This window comes from Neobacillus sp. NPDC058068 (assembly GCF_042885335.1).
GTDB lineage: Bacteria > Bacillota > Bacilli > Bacillales > Cytobacillaceae > Neobacillus.
The window spans coordinates 267,829-286,211 of the sequence record NZ_JBHVSI010000003.1; the positions used below are offsets into that span (position 1 = coordinate 267,829).

13 protein-coding genes and 1 pseudogene are annotated in these 18,383 nt (G+C 37.4%); 6 read left to right on the plus strand and 8 right to left on the minus strand.

Features of this window, described 5'->3' with window-relative positions; translation table 11 throughout:
• Window positions 1–30: 30 nt before the first annotated feature.
• From ACFVSW_RS05445 to ACFVSW_RS05455, 3 genes and pseudogenes are all read left to right on the plus strand, one after another.
• A pseudogene (locus ACFVSW_RS05445) lies at window positions 31–126 on the plus strand (SDR family oxidoreductase); the annotation flags it as partial.
• Window positions 127–414: 288 nt separating this feature from the next.
• Window positions 415–789 (plus strand): protease inhibitor I9 family protein, encoded by a 375-nt coding sequence (locus ACFVSW_RS05450; protein WP_387313180.1) that lies wholly within the window; start codon window positions 415–417, stop codon window positions 787–789.
• A 292-nt stretch (window positions 790–1,081) separates the two neighbouring features.
• Window positions 1,082–5,164 (plus strand): S8 family serine peptidase, encoded by a 4,083-nt coding sequence (locus ACFVSW_RS05455; protein ID WP_387313182.1) that lies wholly within the window; start codon window positions 1,082–1,084, stop codon window positions 5,162–5,164.
• A 176-nt stretch (window positions 5,165–5,340) separates the two neighbouring features.
• Here the strand turns inward: ACFVSW_RS05455 and ACFVSW_RS05460 are convergent, their stop codons facing one another.
• Window positions 5,341–6,564 (minus strand): helix-turn-helix domain-containing protein, encoded by a 1,224-nt coding sequence (locus ACFVSW_RS05460; protein WP_387313184.1) that lies wholly within the window; start codon window positions 6,562–6,564, stop codon window positions 5,341–5,343.
• 422 nt (window positions 6,565–6,986) lie between these two features.
• Here ACFVSW_RS05460 and ACFVSW_RS05465 point away from each other — a divergent pair, with 422 nt between their 5' ends.
• A complete protein-coding gene (locus ACFVSW_RS05465; RefSeq protein ID WP_387313186.1) occupies window positions 6,987–7,733 on the plus strand; it encodes an SDR family NAD(P)-dependent oxidoreductase in 747 nt (248 codons plus the stop codon).
• An 83-nt stretch (window positions 7,734–7,816) separates the two neighbouring features.
• On the opposite strand, the gene ACFVSW_RS05470 is transcribed toward ACFVSW_RS05465, so the two are convergent.
• The 3 genes from ACFVSW_RS05470 to ACFVSW_RS05480 all read right to left on the minus strand — a co-directional run bounded on the left by ACFVSW_RS05470 (window position 7,817) and on the right by ACFVSW_RS05480 (window position 11,357).
• Window positions 7,817–8,422 (minus strand): TetR/AcrR family transcriptional regulator, encoded by a 606-nt coding sequence (locus tag ACFVSW_RS05470; protein ID WP_387313188.1) that lies wholly within the window; start codon window positions 8,420–8,422, stop codon window positions 7,817–7,819.
• A 174-nt stretch (window positions 8,423–8,596) separates the two neighbouring features.
• Window positions 8,597–10,135: an ABC-F family ATP-binding cassette domain-containing protein gene (locus ACFVSW_RS05475; RefSeq protein WP_387313190.1), complete on the minus strand. Its 1,539-nt coding sequence runs from the start codon at window positions 10,133–10,135 to the stop codon at window positions 8,597–8,599.
• A 463-nt stretch (window positions 10,136–10,598) separates the two neighbouring features.
• Window positions 10,599–11,357, minus strand: a complete 759-nt coding sequence (locus ACFVSW_RS05480) for an SDR family NAD(P)-dependent oxidoreductase (RefSeq protein WP_387313193.1) — start codon at window positions 11,355–11,357, stop codon at window positions 10,599–10,601.
• 155 nt (window positions 11,358–11,512) lie between these two features.
• On the opposite strand from ACFVSW_RS05480, the gene ACFVSW_RS05485 reads away from it, so the two are divergent.
• Window positions 11,513–12,763, plus strand: coding sequence for a helix-turn-helix domain-containing protein (locus tag ACFVSW_RS05485; RefSeq protein WP_387313196.1), 1,251 nt, complete (start codon window positions 11,513–11,515; stop codon window positions 12,761–12,763).
• 73 nt (window positions 12,764–12,836) lie between these two features.
• On the opposite strand, the gene ACFVSW_RS05490 is transcribed toward ACFVSW_RS05485, so the two are convergent.
• Genes ACFVSW_RS05490 through ACFVSW_RS05500 form a run of 3 tightly spaced genes read right to left on the minus strand, consistent with a single transcriptional unit; the run spans window position 12,837 to window position 16,607 of the window.
• The gene (locus ACFVSW_RS05490) at window positions 12,837–14,003 is read right to left on the minus strand and encodes a Ger(x)C family spore germination protein (RefSeq protein ID WP_387313199.1); all 1,167 of its coding nucleotides are present in this window, start codon (window positions 14,001–14,003) and stop codon (window positions 12,837–12,839) included.
• On the minus strand, window positions 14,003–15,517 hold the full coding sequence (locus ACFVSW_RS05495) for a spore germination protein (RefSeq protein WP_387313202.1): 1,515 nt from the start codon (window positions 15,515–15,517) through the stop codon (window positions 14,003–14,005). The genes ACFVSW_RS05490 and ACFVSW_RS05495 overlap by 1 nt, the downstream gene beginning before the upstream one ends.
• A complete protein-coding gene (locus ACFVSW_RS05500) occupies window positions 15,507–16,607 on the minus strand; it encodes a GerAB/ArcD/ProY family transporter (RefSeq protein ID WP_387313437.1) in 1,101 nt (366 codons plus the stop codon). The genes ACFVSW_RS05495 and ACFVSW_RS05500 overlap by 11 nt, the downstream gene beginning before the upstream one ends.
• 218 nt (window positions 16,608–16,825) lie before the next feature.
• Here ACFVSW_RS05500 and ACFVSW_RS05505 point away from each other — a divergent pair, with 218 nt between their 5' ends.
• A complete protein-coding gene (locus tag ACFVSW_RS05505) occupies window positions 16,826–17,539 on the plus strand; it encodes a YwaF family protein (RefSeq protein WP_387313205.1) in 714 nt (237 codons plus the stop codon).
• A gap of 108 nt (window positions 17,540–17,647) precedes the next feature.
• On the opposite strand, the gene ACFVSW_RS05510 is transcribed toward ACFVSW_RS05505, so the two are convergent.
• Window positions 17,648–18,301, minus strand: coding sequence for a carboxymuconolactone decarboxylase family protein (locus ACFVSW_RS05510; protein ID WP_387313207.1), 654 nt, complete (start codon window positions 18,299–18,301; stop codon window positions 17,648–17,650).
• Between the last annotated feature and the right edge of the window lie 82 nt (window positions 18,302–18,383).

Here is an 18,383-nt window from a genome sequence, read left to right on the forward strand (position 1 = left end):
CTTGCTTCTTTCGATTTTTCGAGCCTGTCAGAAATAGCAAAGGCCGTTCTTTTTTTAGCAAGTGATGATGCTAGTTTTGTTAATGGTACAACCCTTCTTGTTGATGGTGGTTATACCGCACATTAATTTATATGAAGGTATACTTACGTTACCCCATAAATAATTTTCTTTTAGATAGACAGTTATAAATCCGTTGCCAGCTTCTTTGGCAGCGGATTTTCATGTTTAATTGAAATATTAAATGAATAGGCCACCCCATTTTTCATGTCAATTTCAAAAAAACAGTAAAAAAGACCTGAAAAATTACCCCAATAACTAATAGTAAGTAAAGATAATATAATAATTATTGAAATATTAAAAATTTTAGCCTTTGTTGACATAAGGGGACGGGGAGAAAACAGGGGGGAAGAAGTAATGACTTCAACTATACACATTGACCCAGAAGTCGATATGATTAGTGAAAAGATGGTTGAAATCATCATTCACTTTAAAACGCAGCCAGCAAAGGTTGCAGTCGCCATTGCAGAAATGAGTGGAGTACCATTAACATTGGATCAAGCAAAACAGGACGTAGAAGAAAGTCATTCACGCTTTATGAAGGATGTAGAACGATATTTAGGCCAAAACCAAATTCCTTATTCGATAAAGCGTACCTATAAAACGGCGTTTAACGGGGTTTCGATGAAGCTTCCAGGGAAGGAAATTAAAAGATTGTTACAATCTAACGAAATTGCTGCTATTTATGCCAATAAGGAAATCAAGCTAATTCCACCGCCAAAACCTAAATAATGTACTAATAGCGGGATTAATCGTCCGCTTTCTAGATTTCAATAATATAGAACAATCAAAAGGGCGTCAAAATATTGGCGCCCTTTTTGTTTGTTTTAAAAATGGTGACCAATTACCCCAATTTACAAGTTTAGAAATTTTTAAAAGATAGGTAGGAATGCCTATCAAATAACCCCAATTGCTATATGATAATAAAATTTTATAATACTATTATAATATTCAAAATATTATTACCTCTATGAAAGGAGTCTTTCCTAACTAGTTTTATTAATAAATAGAAAGTAGGGAGAAGATGAAAAAGAAATCATTTTTTAAACGTTCGGCAGCGATCACATTGACTGCTGGTTTGTTGTTATCACCATTTAATCCGTACATCGCACCGAAGGCAACAGCAACTAGCTTCAATGCAGAGGACATCCTTGCCTCACTTACACCGGAGCAAAGACAAGCTTTAAACCAATTAGAAATGACAGATAACTACGGCTTGCAAGGATTTAGCAAAGAGGAATTAAAGAGCGAGAAAGAAATCGATGTTATCGTTCAATTTCGTGCAAAGCCGGGTAAAGTAGCTGTGTTGGATGCAGAGGTAAAGGGAAAGAAGCTTACCAAACAACAAGCGGATGAACAGGTGTCAAAGGAACATAAGCAATTTGAAAAGGATATTCAATCGATTCTACCATCAGCTAATCTGAAAACTAGAAAGTTAGTTCATAAAATTACTAAAACCTATAAAACTACTTATAATGGGGTAGCAATGAAACTACCTGCCAATCAAGTAGAAATGCTCTTAAAATCTGATGTTGTTAAATCCGTTTACAAAAATGTTGAATTTAAGGTCGACCCCATTGCGTTAGGTGAAGAAAAGGCATCAAACAATAATCCTGGTACATCGGTTGAAAGTCTTCCCTATTTAAAAGTAGACAAGCTTCATGAAGAAGGAATTACCGGAAAAGGCATTAAAGTTGGGGTAATTGATACAGGTATTGATTACAACCACCCTGATTTGAAAAAAGTCTATAAGGGCGGATACGACTTCGTTGACAATGATAATGACCCAATGGAGACGACTTACGCAGACTGGCAAAAGTCTGGAGGATATCCGGAAATTTATGCAGGCTCAGCCTACTATACTTCACATGGAACACATGTAGCGGGAACCATTGCCGGTCAGGCGACCAATAAAGATATTTCTGTCAAAGGCGTCGCGCCAGATGTCGATCTATATGCCTACCGTGTTCTTGGTCCATATGGCAGCGGTACCTCCGAGGATGTCATTGCCGCAATTGAAAAATCGGTAGATGATGGCATGGATGTTATTAATCTTTCGCTTGGAGCAGGAATCAATGACCCGTATTACCCTACAAGTACGGCGATCAATTATGCAGTCCTAAGCGGGGTTACAGCGGTAGTTGCAGCCGGTAATGAGGGTCCTGGTGACTATACATTAGGTTCCCCTGGAACAGCCGCACTTGCGTTAACGGTTGGAGCGAGTGATGTACCGATGACGATTTCTACCTTTAAAGGGAAAATCGGCACGGAAAATGGCATTGATCTTATTGGGATGGCTCGCCACTATGCTGATCAATTAAAGGATTGGGAAGGAAAATCCTATCAAGTAGTCGATGTCGGCTTAGGAGACACCAATGATTATACTGGTAAGAACGTACAAGGGAAAATTGCACTTGTGGCCCGCGGTGACTTCGCCTTAGCAGACAAAGTCAGCAATGCAAAACAAAAAGGCGCAGTCGCTGTTCTTCTCTATAACAATATTGCGGGACAAATCGATGCCAATCTGGGTGAAGCAACAAACTTTGTACCAGCTTTTTCTATAACGAAAGAGGCAGGAGAAAAAATCAAAGCCCAGCTTAAAGCAGGTGAAACAAGCTTTACGTTCTCAAATTATGCAGTAACGGAAACAAAAGGCGACCGCTTAGCGGACTTTAGTTCACGCGGTCCGGTAAGACAAACATACGGTATAAAGCCGGAAGTAACGGCACCTGGAGTCAGTGTTCTCTCTACTGTCCCTTCTTATATGGTTGATCCTAAAAACCAAAGTGACTATAAGTATGCTTATTCTCGCTATTCCGGAACATCGATGGCAACACCATTTACGGCAGGCGTTGCAGCGCTGATGCTGCAGGCAAATCCGAAATTAAAGCCGGAAGATATTAAGACCGTGCTAATGAATACGGCTGATCCTCTTAATGGAGATTACAGCGTCTTTGAAGTTGGTGCCGGAAGAGTCAATCCATATCAAGCGATTCATAATGGCGCAAGCTTCCAAATTATCGACAAGACGTTTATTCCGGGCGCAGAGGATTTAGTGAAAGTCAAAGCATTAACCGGTGGACTAAGCTTTGAGTATGAACTGGTTGGCAAAAACGTCAATATAAAAAAGTCAATCAATATGAAAAACAGTGAAAATGTGAAGAAGACCTTTAATATATCAATCAGTGAATCCAAGGGTTCCAATAGTTTGAAGCAAAATGACGTCGACCTTAAGATTTCAGACAAAATTGACCTAAAGGCTAAAGAAGAGAAAACATTATCTGTCAGTCTGCATGCTAAAAATAAGGCAAAGGCTGGTATTTATGCAGGGTATATTACCCTAACGAATGCAGCGAAATCTTCTGAACAGTACGGGATTCCGTTTAGCTTCCGCACAATGGAAGAAGGGTTTAACAAGGTGGAGATACTTAATCCGGCCTATTCACCAGGTTATTTAAACGAAACTGCATGGGATCCATTTCGTGAGGTCTTTGTTTATTCTGATTTTAACATGAGCGCACCAATGGAAAAAATGGATATCGTCCTTCAAGATACGAAAACAGGGAATGATCTTGGACTAATTGGAACGGTTAATTTAGAGTGGGCATCTGACAATGTTGATTATGGATTATTTGCATTTAATGGAGTTTACTATAAATTTACGGGTGACTCCAAACAACCTATTTCACAAGAAGAAAGCTATGCGCCAGAAGGTCATTACAAACTAAAATTTATTGGAACAGGCCTATCCGGAAAGGTGAAAACGGAAACAAGAGATTTATGGGTTTATCTCGATCCGCCTAGCTTTAAAAGTTCACTGGATGGCAAATCACCATTTATTGAATATAAACCAGGTCAAGAAACGTACCCATTTGACATTCAAATCACTGACCCATTGGTGGATGAAATGAAGAAATTTGGAGTAAAAGTAGACCAAGCATCGAACTTTATGGTTTATTATTGGGGCAATTGGGGATTCCCTTCCTCACCTATTCATATGGATAAAGACGGAAAGTTTGTTGAGGAAATTGCCATGGATGAATCCACTGAGGTCCTTCCGTTTAGTATGGATGGCTATAATATGGCAGGCAACAAGCAGCCTCGAAAGGAATATTTCTTTGTAAAAGAAGGTACACCATATACGTACCCAACAAGTCAAACAACTGCGGCAAAACCTGGAGAAACAGTGAAAGCAAAATTAGTCTTAAATAATTTAAATAATGTATCTAAAGCGGAATGGACCTTTGGAGACGATTGGGGTTATAAAACGTTACAGCTTGTAGATGCCAAACTTTCTGAGACATTTGCAGATAAAGCTACCGTTAGTGTTAATGGTGATAAAGTAACCGTTCAGTTTAAAGAGCCGAGCGGGAAATTAAGTGATTCAGAAACTGTAGAAGTAACATTAAAGGTACTAGATGATCACTTTTTCACTGGGACAAGCATCAATCCGACTGTAAACGTAACGGATGCAAACAATAAAACAATTAAGGTATTAAACGCTGGTAACTATCTTAAAGTTAACCCGCCATATTCTAGGGTTGGGGGCTATATAACGCCGAAAGGTTTTTATATAGGTGATCCTGGGAATGGCGGATACATCGGTAAGAAAGAGTGGTCAAAGGTTGGGGCGTCCATCAAACTCATCGATTCAACCGGTAAAGAGTACGACGCCACATCTTCAATAAACGAATATGCGCAATATTCAATCGAGAAATTGCCATTAACCAAGGATCCATACACTGTTGAAATGAAGGTTCCAGGCCACTTCTTGACAAAGAAAAAAGTAACAATTGGTTTTGAGCACAATGGTATATTATACGGAAAATATCAATCAATCCCGTCGCTTGATATTATTGCAGGCGATGTAAACCAGGATGGTGTCATTGATGTCCTTGATGCGATTGAAATTCAAAAAGCATGGAAGACAAATAACCGGGCTGCAGATATCAACTTTGATGGTATCGTTGACGAACAAGATATGAAATTTGTGCAACAAAACTACCTCAAGCAAAACAAGAGTGTGGACAATGCGCCAAAGCCAATGACGAGCTATAATGGCAAGACACTCGAAACGATCTTAGCGGAATTGGGCATTAAGCCTTAACCGAATAAACACACCTGATTTCCTAAACAAGTGGAAATCAGGTGGTTTTTCTTTACTAGAATTCAATTGATTGTTACCTGTTTTGGTTAGAAATTACTTCTATTTTCAATATAGGGAAACATGGGGTGTGATCAAAGTAATTTCCAATCCCAAGCAGCAACTAGCGGAAAAAACAATTAGATTTTAATTAACGATTGGGCGATTCCAAAAGCTTTTTCGATTTGTTGAGTTTTGGTGTAATGTGAAAAAAGCCTTTTTTCATATTGTTCGGACAGCCAAAACAGTCGATTTTCTTTGAAAAATGGAATAGCTTTTTCATAAATGAATGGATAAAGTTTGCTATTATCCTCTATTTCATAGATAAGCATCGTAAATAAAATTTTGAAAAGAAGTTCATTTAATTCTTTTGCAATCGTTATCCCTTCATGAGCAAGTCCTATTAATTCCTCTTTTTCTAACAGTCTTGCCTCAAAACTAGTCCGAATATAGCCCTCGAATGATAGTAAAAAAAGGGAAGAGTATTTTTCGCAGCATTGCATGGCTTCAAAATATAATTGTTGAGCGTCGATTAATTCCTTTCGACGATAATGATTGTATGCCCAGTTATGAAGCAGTTTTGATTTCTTATCATCAAATTTACAAGTTTCACATGTTTGAATTAAGGATTCGTACCTAGCAACAGTCTCTTGGAAATTGAGATACTCATTGTCACCTATTTGGACTAGCATCAATGTTTCTGTATCGATGATTCGAACAAAATTATTCATGATTTTAAAATATTCTAGTGCTTTCTCTGCATAATAATATGCCAATATTTTAGAGTCAATGGAATGATAGGAATAGGCTAAATTATAATAAAATTCATGGTTTTTATAATGATCGTTATTAATCGATTTTAGGATTTCAATTGCTTTAATAAATTCCTTTTTTGTAATGTAATAGATTCCTAAAACATGTTTTAATAAGTTGCTTTCGTATGCGGGTAATTTTGACTGAAACTTTTCAATTTGAAAAATTAACTTTTTTGCTTTGGCTACATTTCCTTGTAAAAGAAAAAATCTTGCTTTTAGGAGATCAAATTGTTTTCGATAATCAGATACAAAAAGAATGGATAGTGCCTCTAGTTCATTTAAGGTAGCCTCAGCCTCCTCCAGTTTTTGCATGATGATCGCATTATGTAACCTATGAAGTTGTTTTTCAATCCCTTTAAGCCGCTCTACCTCTACTTGGATATTAATTCCTAGTCTATTTGCTAATAGGGTGGTGATTTCGGAGGAATATTCCGTAATCCCACGTTCAATTTTGCTAATATGAGTAACTGAGCAAATGCCGCTGCCAAGTTGCTCTTGGGTTAAATTTACTTTTTCACGATAATATTTAATGATTTTCCCCACATTCATATAGAACCACCTTCCTTTTCTTGAAAAACGCATTCGTATTACGATCATTCCTGTCGATAAAAATCTTATCCAATATATTATCAGAATATTCAGGTGAGAAAAGAGGAAATTTGTCGAATAAACTATCTTTTCGGAGATTTTATCTTCTTAAATAGAAATTTCGATCTTTAGTAATAGGTTAGGGTAATCCTTTAGACCTAAAAGTTTTAGGAATCTCAGTGTCCACTGGAGACGGACAAAACCATTAAAAATGTCTTTTTGTGGTGCCTGACACCCTTAACATAATTTACATGATGTAAATTAGTTCACAAAATAGACATAATGGGTTTATAATAGGTTTTGGGTACCTGATTGAAATAAAAAGCCGGCATGATTGGATCATTGCTTAATCTATTATGTTTACTATATAGGAGGAAATGGACATGGGACGTTTAGCTGGAAAAGTAGCCATCATCACGGGTGCGGCTTTTGGAATGGGAGCTTCTGAGGCAATTCTGTTCGCAAAAGAAGGCGCAAAGGTTGTGGCAACGGACATTAAAGATGACGCTTTAACGGAAGTAATCAATAAAATTAATGCGGATGGCGGCGACGCGATTGGCTTGAAACATAATGTTGCATCTGAGGAAGAGTGGAAACACGTTATTGAAGAGACAATTAATCATTATGGAAAAATTGATATTTTAGTAAATAATGCGGGAATCGCAGAACCTAAAACGATTGCCACGATTGGAATGGACCAGTGGGAAAAAGTAATGGATGTGAATTTATCCGGTTGTGTCATCGGCATGAAATACGTAATACCTGAAATGAAGAAAGCCGGTGGAGGTTCACTCATCAATATTTCATCTATCGGTGGAATTGTAGGTATGGCAGGGACAAGTCCATATACAGCTGCAAAAGGAGCGCTCCGTTCATTAACAAAAGCAGCTGCTGTGGAATTTTCCAAAGATAAAATTCGGGTAAATTCTGTGCATCCTGGAATTATTGAAACGCCAATGACGAAGGAATCTTTTAAAGAGGCCTTACCATATTATCAAACCTTTACACAGCTCCCTTACTTTGGAAAACCTGAGGATGTTGCTTACGGAGTCCTTTATCTAGCATCTGACGAGGCACGCTTTGTAACTGGTTCAGAACTTGTCATTGACGGTGGTTGGACCGCACTTTAAGCCAAAAAATGAAAAAAGCCGCTCAAGCTTATCTATCGATAAGTTGAGCGGCTTTATATTAAAAGATTATTTCGTTTAAGTTGTTATTTAGTAGGAATATGGTGATAGGGCCCTTTGATGGACAAGGCCATTAATTGGACCGCCATCTCATGTTCGGAATAGTGCATATTATTTTCCACCCACCAAATGATTACTTCTAGGAAAGCAGATTCAACATATTTAATGATTAGATCTCTATTTGCAGTAAGATTATTGTCATCTGGCTCAGTTTGATTGATTCCTTCAGAAACGAATTCGTGAATGATTTCGAGCAACCCATTTGTTAGATAAGCCACACGGTTCTTAACAAGCAGGGCTTTATAAAAAGGAAATTGCGCTGCAATCTGGTGAAACAATTCAATAAAACTAGGATGGGGTTCATTCTCACGGAATTCAAAATCATTCGGATAGGAAATGCATTTTGTAATCTGTTCACGTAGTTCGCTTAGCACATCATCGATACTTTGAATCAAGAGAGCATTCTTATCTTTATAATGCAAATAAAAAGTAACACGTTTAATGGAGGCACGATCTGAAATATCTTGAACGGTAATTTGCTCAAATTTCCGCTCTTCCATTAAATCGATTAAAGCATGTTTTAACAGGCGTTGTGTGCGAATAACACGAGGATCTGTTCTTTGTTTTTTCACAATAGCCGTTCCTTTTCTATTAATATGGTTATTGTTTTAAAGATTATTAATCAGTTTACCATTGATTTGTATTCATGCAAAGAGAGGAAGTAATTGAACGGATTTGTCCAACAATGAAAAAAGCCCCTTTAGTCTAAGGGACTTTTAACTGTTTATTAATGAATAATTGGAGCTTTATTTTATGGCGTCCTCGATATTTAGAAAACGATCTGCCCACTGTTGATAGAATTTCTCTTCATGGGAAACGAGTAATATACTTCCTTTAAACTGAATTAAAGCTTTTTGTAAGGCTTCTTTTGTTTCCGCATCTAAATGATTAGTTGGTTCATCCAAGATGAGGAAATTGTAAGAAGATAGAAGGAGTAAGCATAATTTTACCTTCGACTGTTCACCGCCACTTAGCGTTGCTACTGCTTGGGTGGTATGAGTATTCTTCACACCACATTGAGCCAACCGACTTCGAATTTCCTTCACACTCAATTTTGGGTAACCATCTGAGATGATTTGGATAGGTGTTTTTGCTCCATCTTCCCACGTTAAATCTTGTTCGAAATAACCAATCTTTACTGATTCCGAAAACCGAAAACTACCCGCGACAGCCGTAAGACGATGAACGAGTGTTTTGAGTAATGTAGATTTTCCGATTCCGTTAAAGCCTGTAATCACAAGTTTTTCTCCTCCTAAAACTGAGAAGTTCAGTTTGGGCAAAAGGGGTTTACCATAACCGACCTCAAGGTTATCTACACGGAGCGCCACTTGTGCAACTGACGGTATTTCCTGAAAGGTAAAGGACCGCATATGAGTGAAAGCTGGTGGAGCCAGTCGTTCCAACCTTTCAAGCTGCTTTCTGCGCCCTTGAGCGATCTTGGTATTCACTCCAGCAATATTTTTTCGAATAAATTCTTCCGTCTTTTCGATCTTTTTTTGTTGAGCATCGTATTGTCTGATATAATCTTCTCGCAAATGCTCTTTTTGCCGAAGAAAATCCGAGTATTTCCCCGCATATTTTTTGATCGTTCCAAACTCGATATCACATATACAAGAGGATATTTTCTCTAAAAAATCAAAATCATGGGATACAACGATATAAGCGCCATCGAAAGTTGATAAATAATTGGCTAGCCAGTCCACATGTTCCTTATCGAGAAAATTTGTTGGCTCATCTAACAATAGAACATTTGGCTTTTCCAGCAAGAGCTTTGCTAAAATTACTTTCGCTCTCTGACCTCCGCTCAACTCCTGAATGGGGCGATCGATGCCAATTGCATGGATCCCTAAGCCATAAACCACTTTATCGATGTGACTTTCTATTAAATAAAAATCACTCGTTTCAAGCTTCTCCTGATATGTTGCTGCTTGCTCCAATAGACCGTAATCACCTGTGATGGACATTTCTTGATAGAGATCATTCAGTTTTTTTTCCAGTTCAAATAAATGGGCAAATGCTGTTTTCAAATAATCGATAATTGTTTTGGTTCCATTGATTTCCGCATATTGATCAAGATGTCCAATACGAATAGTAGAGTGCCATTTAATTATTCCGCTATCTGGAATGATTTCTCCCATCAATATTTTTATCAGCGTGCTTTTTCCAGCGCCATTTTGGCCTACAATTCCCATATGTTCACCTTTGTATAAATCAAAACTTGCTTGATTATATAGAACTTTGTCAATAAAACTGTGTGTTAAATTTCTGACTCCAAGTAAACTCATCATAATTCCTCTTTTCCTAAAAATAAAAAAAGCAAAGAGACAGCGTCGTATAAGACACTAGCTCTTTGCTTTGGTGGTTTTGTTGTATAGAAAGATCCAACAAATACTACTTCAATTTGGTGAAAACTCATTGAAATATCCAAAACAAAGGGCCATAGACAAAGCATTGTCTATGGCCCTTTAATCTATTATCCATCGGCAAATAGTCATACTCAAATAAGCATAGTACCACTACACTTTTTTCAGCAAACTATAAGCCGATGAATATAGGAAACAGTATGCTTCCCGATTAAGCTCCTGACACAATGCTTCATCGTATACATTTGTGCGGAGCTAAGTTCTGTAATAAATACTCTAGACTGGATATTCATTTTGGAAAGCACCTTCTTTCCCATCTATATTATTATAATATCACAAAAATGTTCTTGTAAATGTTTCGAACCCTACTCGATGTCTCTATAGCCTATAAAGTTAAACCACCATCTACTAGTGCAACTGAACCGGTCATATAGCTTGCTTTATCTGATGCTAAGAATGCAACCATTTCAGCAAGTTCGTTCGGATCAGCATAACGACCCATTCTCATATTTGAAAATTCTTCTGGAACGTAACCGCCTTTTTCAAACTGCTCAGCAACACTAGCGGTTAAAGCTGTTTGAACACCGCCTGGGCAAAGCGCATTAATACGGATTCCTTTTTTAGCATATTCTAATGCAGCACCTTTCGTTAAACCGATAACCGCATGTTTACTTGCAGAATATACAGCTACACTATGCTCAGGACGAATTCCTGCAGTTGAAGCGGTGTTAATAATCGATCCGCTTCCTTGCTCTTCCATCACTTTTAGCACATATTTCAATCCAAGGAATACTCCTTTGACATTGATGGACATAATCCGGTCAAATTCAGATTCTTCCACTGTAGTGAAAGGTGCGAACTTTTGGATAATACCTGCATTATTGAAAAATATATCAATACGTCCATATGTTTCTACTGCTTTATTGACATAGTTTTGCACATCTTCATTTTTCGATACATCAGCCTGAACGAAGATTCCGTCTCCACCTTGCTCTTTCACAAGTTTTAACGTTTCTTCCCCTGTTTCTTTATTGAAATCAACTAAGACAACGGTTGCCCCGTTACTAGCAAGTTTCAAACTGCTTGCTCTTCCGATGCCACTTCCTGCACCAGTGATGACGGCAATTTTATTTGTTAATTCCATGTTCATTTCCCCTTTGTTTTAGATTTCTTACATCACCTATTTTATTGCTGATAAAGAATAATTTATTGTATTATTTTACGGATAATAGTATTTTTCAAATGTAAAAAATAAACAATATAACTTGTTGCGAAAAATGAATGGAGCAGATGAAAATAATGAAAATATCGAAAGAGGATCTACACTATATTTGTCAGCTTATATCTGAAGTTCATCAAATACCTGTCTATTATCTCAATCAATTTGGTGAGTTTGAATACGAATTTTCAAGAAGTGACCTAAGGAGTAATCCCTATTATGCCCCGTTCAAGGAGCAGATGAGTGTATATACGTATAAAGAGGATCCAAATGATTTTCCTATCTTCTTTTCAAATTCAAAGTTGAACTTTTTCTTTGTCAATCTTAAAGAATCGGACCATTTTTTAGGATCGATTATTGTAGGACCTTCCCTGGTTTCCGCAATATCTGAGGAGAATATTACGAAGATCATGGATGCTTTTAAAGGAAACATCAATAAAAGGAATCTTATTGAATACTATCAAGCTATCCCCATTATAGATAACCAACAACTCTTAACAATTAGTTTAATGGTTTTTTATTTGATTTATCATCAAACGTTAGATAAAAAGTTTGTCCTGCAAAACAATAATGCGTTAGACCTCGTCGTAATTGATTCAGAGAATTTGGATCTTGAGCTTTCGAAAGGGAGAAGGAATTTCATTTTTCACTCCAATCTTTCCTATGAACTGGTGTTGCTTGATTATGTCAAAAACGGGCGGATCGATAAATTACAGGATATCTTCGATTACTCCATTGTCGGTGAGGCAGAATTAGGATTATTGTCGAAACGGAATCGCTTAAGAAGTGAAAAAAATTTAATGATAACGGGCATTGCCCTTGTTTGCAGAGCAGCCATTGAAGGTGGCTTACATGAGGAAACGGCCTTTACTTTAAGTGATATCTATATTCAACAACTTGAGGAATTAGGAAACCTTAAAGCAATATTGAAATTAACGGAGGAAGCCATTAAGGATTTTACGAAGCGTGTGTACCAATTAAATGAAGAAAAATATTCTGCCGCCATAACCGCTTGTCAACATTATATTTATAACCATCTTTATGGCGACATCACACTTGATCACCTTGCAGAAATGTGTCGTTTAAGTCCCAATTACTTATCATCCCTTTTTAAAAAAGAAGTTGGTATACCGATAAGTGAATATATCCAACGGTATCGAGTAGACGAAGCAAAAAAGCTGCTAGTATTAACAAATTATTCGATTTCAGACATCAGCACATGGCTAAATTTCAATGATCAAAGTTATTTTATAAAGATCTTTAAAAAATACACAGGTTTAACTCCTAAGCAGTTTAGAAATGATCATTCTTCTGAAAATACATCGACATAATATAAGAAAACCACTCCTGACGAGTGGTTTTCTTAAAGGAATGTGCAAAATGAATCAAAAACTATAGGCAGAGTTATTCTAAGGTAGGCTCTTCCCGTTGTTTAGCTCCATGACCTATTTTCACATTTATATCTAGCTTAATGGAATCTTTCGTTAACGGAATTTTTCCATTATGTTCTGCTTGTTTCCAGGCTTTTACGTTTTTCCTATAAAGAACCTCTGATAGTCGATACACATCGGCGTCGAAGTTAAGTCCTTTTGAATACGTTTCTATAATTTGTTTTTTTATTTCCTTTTCTGCTGCTGATGCTAAACTAGCAAGATTGACTTTATTCACTAAGACAAGCATTGTACCTTTTGCTTTGATCTGCACATTAAAATGAATGTCCGAATTTTTTACGACTGGTTGTACCTTTAACTTTACCTTTTCAAATATTAGATCAACCATTGTTCCTTCTTTACTTCTTACTTGTAGCCCGTCTCGAACAAAATCTTTATTCATCCATCTAAAACCTAAGGCGTGATTGTTCGTTATTTTTCCCTTAAGAGCATCTTTTGTAGTCACAGCAATCCCATCTGTTTTAATGGCATCATGTCTTCCTCTATCTGTTACCCAGTTTTTTTTGGAAATGCTTATGAAAGGGATACTAGCCTCGTGTCCAGGCTCGTTTAGCGCGATAAGCAGTTCTCTCATATCGATCGGACGAATAAACGAACTTTGATGGAATGTGGCTTTAGGATCACTTAGCCTTGATAGGGCGGTAGACATATCAAGAATTGGAGTTGTAACGAATACTTTTGAAAGTGGTTCCTTTGTTGCGTAAAACCAAATGCGATAACGCGTCTCGCGATAGCGATCCAACATATCAATCGTTGCTTTGACACCAACTTGTTTTAGCGCATTTTCTGTGAAAACAACATAGGAAAGATGGCCCCAGAAAATGCGTCTTTGGGTACTTTTATAGAGGTTGAAAACTGCTTTATCAAACGTTTTAGCCGAGGCATGGCCAACTTCAACATTTACTTGAGGCCCTCCGGTTCCGCTGGACTCAGATTTTGCCATTAAGCGTAAATTTATTACTTGTAAATAAATGGTATAATGACCATCCTTATAATCCACGCCCATCCCTTGAGCATATACCATTCGCTCGGATTCATTTGTATCCCAGCAGCCGGCTATCGGAAAAACAGTCAGCACGGTCAATGTAAGAAACAAGTGTTTTATCAGTTTTCTCCTCATTAGGATTCCCCTTCTTTTCGGGTAGGGTCGTTAGGGTTTAAAGAGTTTACTCTGTCGCCTTTTTTGGAATCGGGTAAACGAAAAACAGTTTTAATGATATTCATCATGTCAAGACGGGTGACTAAACCTAAATAAGGAACCCCGAAAATTCGAATTTGTGCAATGTAGATTAAAATAATAAAGATTGAGATAAAAAAACCAAAAAAACCAAAAAGAGAAACACAAAAGATGACAAAAAACCGTATTATAGAAATTGTTCCGATTAACCACTGGTTCACCAGTGTAAAGGTAGCAATAGTCGAGCCCGAAATGACAACAAGCATGGCAGGATTTGTTAAGCCTGCTCTAATTGCCGCATCTCCGATAATAAGTCCGCCTATTACGCTGAGTGTTTGACCTACTGCAGTTGGCAGGCGCAGACCAGCTTCTCTAAATAATTCAAAAATAAGCAGCATTAATAAGGCTTCGAGAGAAGTGGGTAGAGGAACTCCCCTTCTCGATTCGACAATTGTTGCTAAAAGCGTGAGCGGAAGCTGATTCTGATGGAAAGAAGAGAGGGCAACCCAGAAACCAGGAAGGAAAGTTGCCACAAGAATTCCGATAATCCGCATCAATCGCTCAAAGGAGTTAAATGCATAGTTCTGTTCCTTATCCTCGGTGCTCTTTAACAGAAAGAACAGATTTACAGGTGTTATATAAGCATAAGCAATCCCATCGATTAAAATAATGATTCTGCCGTTAAGGAGAGATTGAACGGCAAAGTCGGGCCGTCCCGTATAGGCATGACGCGGAAACAAACCGAATGGGTTTTTATCTAGTAATTCTTCTAATTGTGTACCGCTAAAGAGTCCATCAATATCAATAGAAGACAACTTTTCCAAGACTTTTTGTAAAATTTCCTTATCAGCAATATCATCTATATATAGAACAGAAACTTTCGTTCTTGTTCGCCTGCCAATTTCAAGAGATTTACTTGCAAGCGAGGTTGTTCGTAGTCGTTTTCGAATTAAAGCAGTATTGATTGAAATGTCTTCGATAAAATTGTCACGTGGACCTAAGATACTTATTTCTGTTTTTGTTTCTTCTGGGTTTCGCTGCGGCCGTTCCGAAACGTCAACTAGAAAAATGCTTCCCGGTATATTGAAATCCATCAACAATTTTCCGGAAAAAATCTCTGAAACTGCTTCATCATCATTTTCTATCAATTTAAGAGAAGGGAGGCGAAGGAGGTCGAGAATCTTTTCCTTGCTAGGTTCCACATGAAATTGCGAAAAAAAAGCTTCCAGACGTTCGGGAATTATTTGATAAAGCATATCGTTTTTAACTAATCCCTTACAGTAAATAAACATCACTTTGTGCTGATTGAATTTAAAAGGTTCAAAAATAACATCTTCGTTTTTTTTGAATAACTCCCGAAGAGTTTGTTCGTTTAGTGACTTTGATGCTGTTGAAATCTCCTTTTCATCAGGACTTCTAGCTGAAATCTGAGTCTTTTTCTTTTTCTTAAATATCATTGTTCGGCCTCCATACTTTTCTTTCAAAAATCGCTGCCAATAGACCGAGGAAAACGGATAAGCCTAAGAAGAACCAGAGTGTAAATGGTAAAATAATCGCAGATAACATTCGCAAGTATTGAAAATCACTAATCGGCAGTAATGCTATAGCAGTAATTGCAGTTAAAATAATTAGCAGAAACCATTTTTGTTTCTGTTTAAATGGAAGATACTCTCTTATTAGTAGCAAAAATAGTGAAATTCGGATAAATGCTCCTGATAACCATTGATAGATGGATAAAAAGTCGACGTGTTCAATAAAATTTCCTAGAGAGGCCAGACCCCATTCCTCATAGGGAGGAAACCGCTGTTTTGATGCTTCAACGGGTCCAAATTCAATCACAGCTCCAATCAGTGGGCCAACTGTTAACATTGTTAAGATGACTGCAGTTATGATTAAATCACGAAACCGAATGGATGTTTCAGTTTTGTGTTGTAGAAACAGAAGGAATATTAATTCCACCATCCCTGAACATTGGTATACCGTCCCTTTTAAAACAGGAGTAAATCCATGTTCGAGAAAGGGCATAAGAAGTGATAAATTTTTGTATTGAATATTAGTAATCGCCACAAAAAAGCCGAGAAGAATAATAAAGAATAAAAGAAATATATTAACGATACTCAGAGTACGTAGACTCGTTCCTGCCAACGTCCAACAAACCAAAGCAAAACAAGCTGCCAACAAAAAAAAGGGGGTCTTCGGCAAGAAAGTAATATTGACCCAAGTAATTGTCTCTCTTAATGTCACTCCCGCCATAATGGTCAGGTAAAGGATAACGATGAAAAAAATAAAATTGCCTAGCCATTTTCCAGTATATTTTTGCATCCATATATTCAAGTGCTGCTGCTTTGTTTTTTTATGAATAAAAAATAGAAGAGGAATCCAGAGAAGTACAAAAAAAAGTGAAACAATCACACTTAACCATGAATCTCTTCCTGCGGTTTGTATCAATGGTGAAATAATAATGACATGATTCTTTAAGCCAATCGCAGTCATAGATAATAGGATTAATTGAAATACAGTAATCGAATCTGCTTTCTTTATAGCTATACCTCCCTCTAAGTATAATAATGGTAAATATTATTTGTATTTCACTATTATTTATTCTTGTTATATTTTTTTAAGAGGATTCTTGATTAGTGTACTTTTTTTTGCGTCATTTTGTCTTCGTTGCTTCCCTGTCCATCAGATCGGTATAGTCTTGGTTAAATTTGCCCCAAACTAAGAAATCATCCAAAAAAATCTGCACAGCTAATGGGGTAGTTAAGATGCAAGCATACTTTCAATTTCATTCAAAACTTGATTCGTTCCGTCTTTTTTCAGTGGAACACCTCTTTACGATCGGGATTATTTTTGCTCTATGTCTTCTCCAATTTTTATTTAGGAATGAGCTTAGAACGGAGGAAAAGGGAAGGCTTATTCGTTTCTTTCTTGCGGGTCTCTTAGTGGTTTCTGATGTATCGGAACATCTTTGGCTTGTGGTTGAAAATGCTTGGTCTATAAGGAGAGATTTGCCGCTGCACCTTAGTGATCTGGTTGTCATACTGGCCATAGTCATGTTGCTTGCGAGAAGCGAAAAACTTTTTCGATTTATGTATTTTGCGGGACTGGGCAGTTCTATTCAAGCCATCCTGACACCAGATCTGGGCAGGTTTTCGTTTCCACATTTTCAATATATCGAATTTTTTGTTTCACATGGAGGAGTAGTGCTAGCATGTTTGTTTATGGTGGCGGCCTTCCACTATCGGCCCACGATTCGTTCCATGTGGGTGACCATTCTACTAGTGAATCTATATGCAGTTTGTGTCTATTTCCTAAATAAGCTGCTGAGTGCAAATTACCTGTATATCATGAAAAAACCAAAAAGCACCTCCCTGTTAGATTATCTCGGTCCGTGGCCATGGTACCTCTTATCACTGGAACTAGTGATGGTTCTGAGCTATTTCATCCTCTACATTCCGTTTTGGAACAAAAAAAAATAGCGGTAGGACGGGGGAAGCGAGGGGACAGTTCTCGTGCTTCTTTTCCGTTCTGTTCCCTATTTTTGAATCATAAGAACCGTCCCTTTGCTTCCTTTGCTTCCCACAACCTTAATCTTGGTAACTTTGAATCATATTAGCCATGTGAGCGTAGGAAGCACCTGCACGAACTGCGGAAGTGACTATGATAGCTTCAGCAAGCTCTTCGCTGGTTGCTCCTTGTTTTTCTGCGTTTTTAGTATGAACGTCAATACAATATGGGCATTGGGTAGCGTTTGCAACAGCTACAGCAATAATTTCTTTAAATTTTGTACTTAGTTTACCAGCTTTTGTTGCTGCAGTACTGAATGCTTGATAACCTTTAAAACCATCTGGTGCAAATTTGCCTAATTGACCTAAATTTTTTAAGTTAGAACGAGCATAGAGCACATCTGACGCATCGTGAGCCTTTGCATTATGGACATGGGTACTATGTGTAATGGTGCCGCCAGCTTCAACTGCTGTTGTTACAAATACAGCTTCCGCTAATTCCTCCAAAGAAGCACCAGCTTTTTTCGCATTTTTTGTATGAGCATCAATACAATAAGGACATTGCGTAACATGTGTAATGGCCACCGCAATCATTTCTTTTTCTTTTTTCGATAGTGCACCCTCTTTAAAAGCAGCAACATTAAAATCATTAAAAGCTTTTAATTGTTCTGGTGCAAGATTGTTTAATTGAGCTAAATTATGTGTATTTTCTTTTGAATAAAGATTTGATGTCATTCTTCAATCTCCTTTCGATTTTTAGTTTATCCTTCAATTAGTGAATGTCATGCACTAAGTTAATCAAAATGAGGTTATGTGT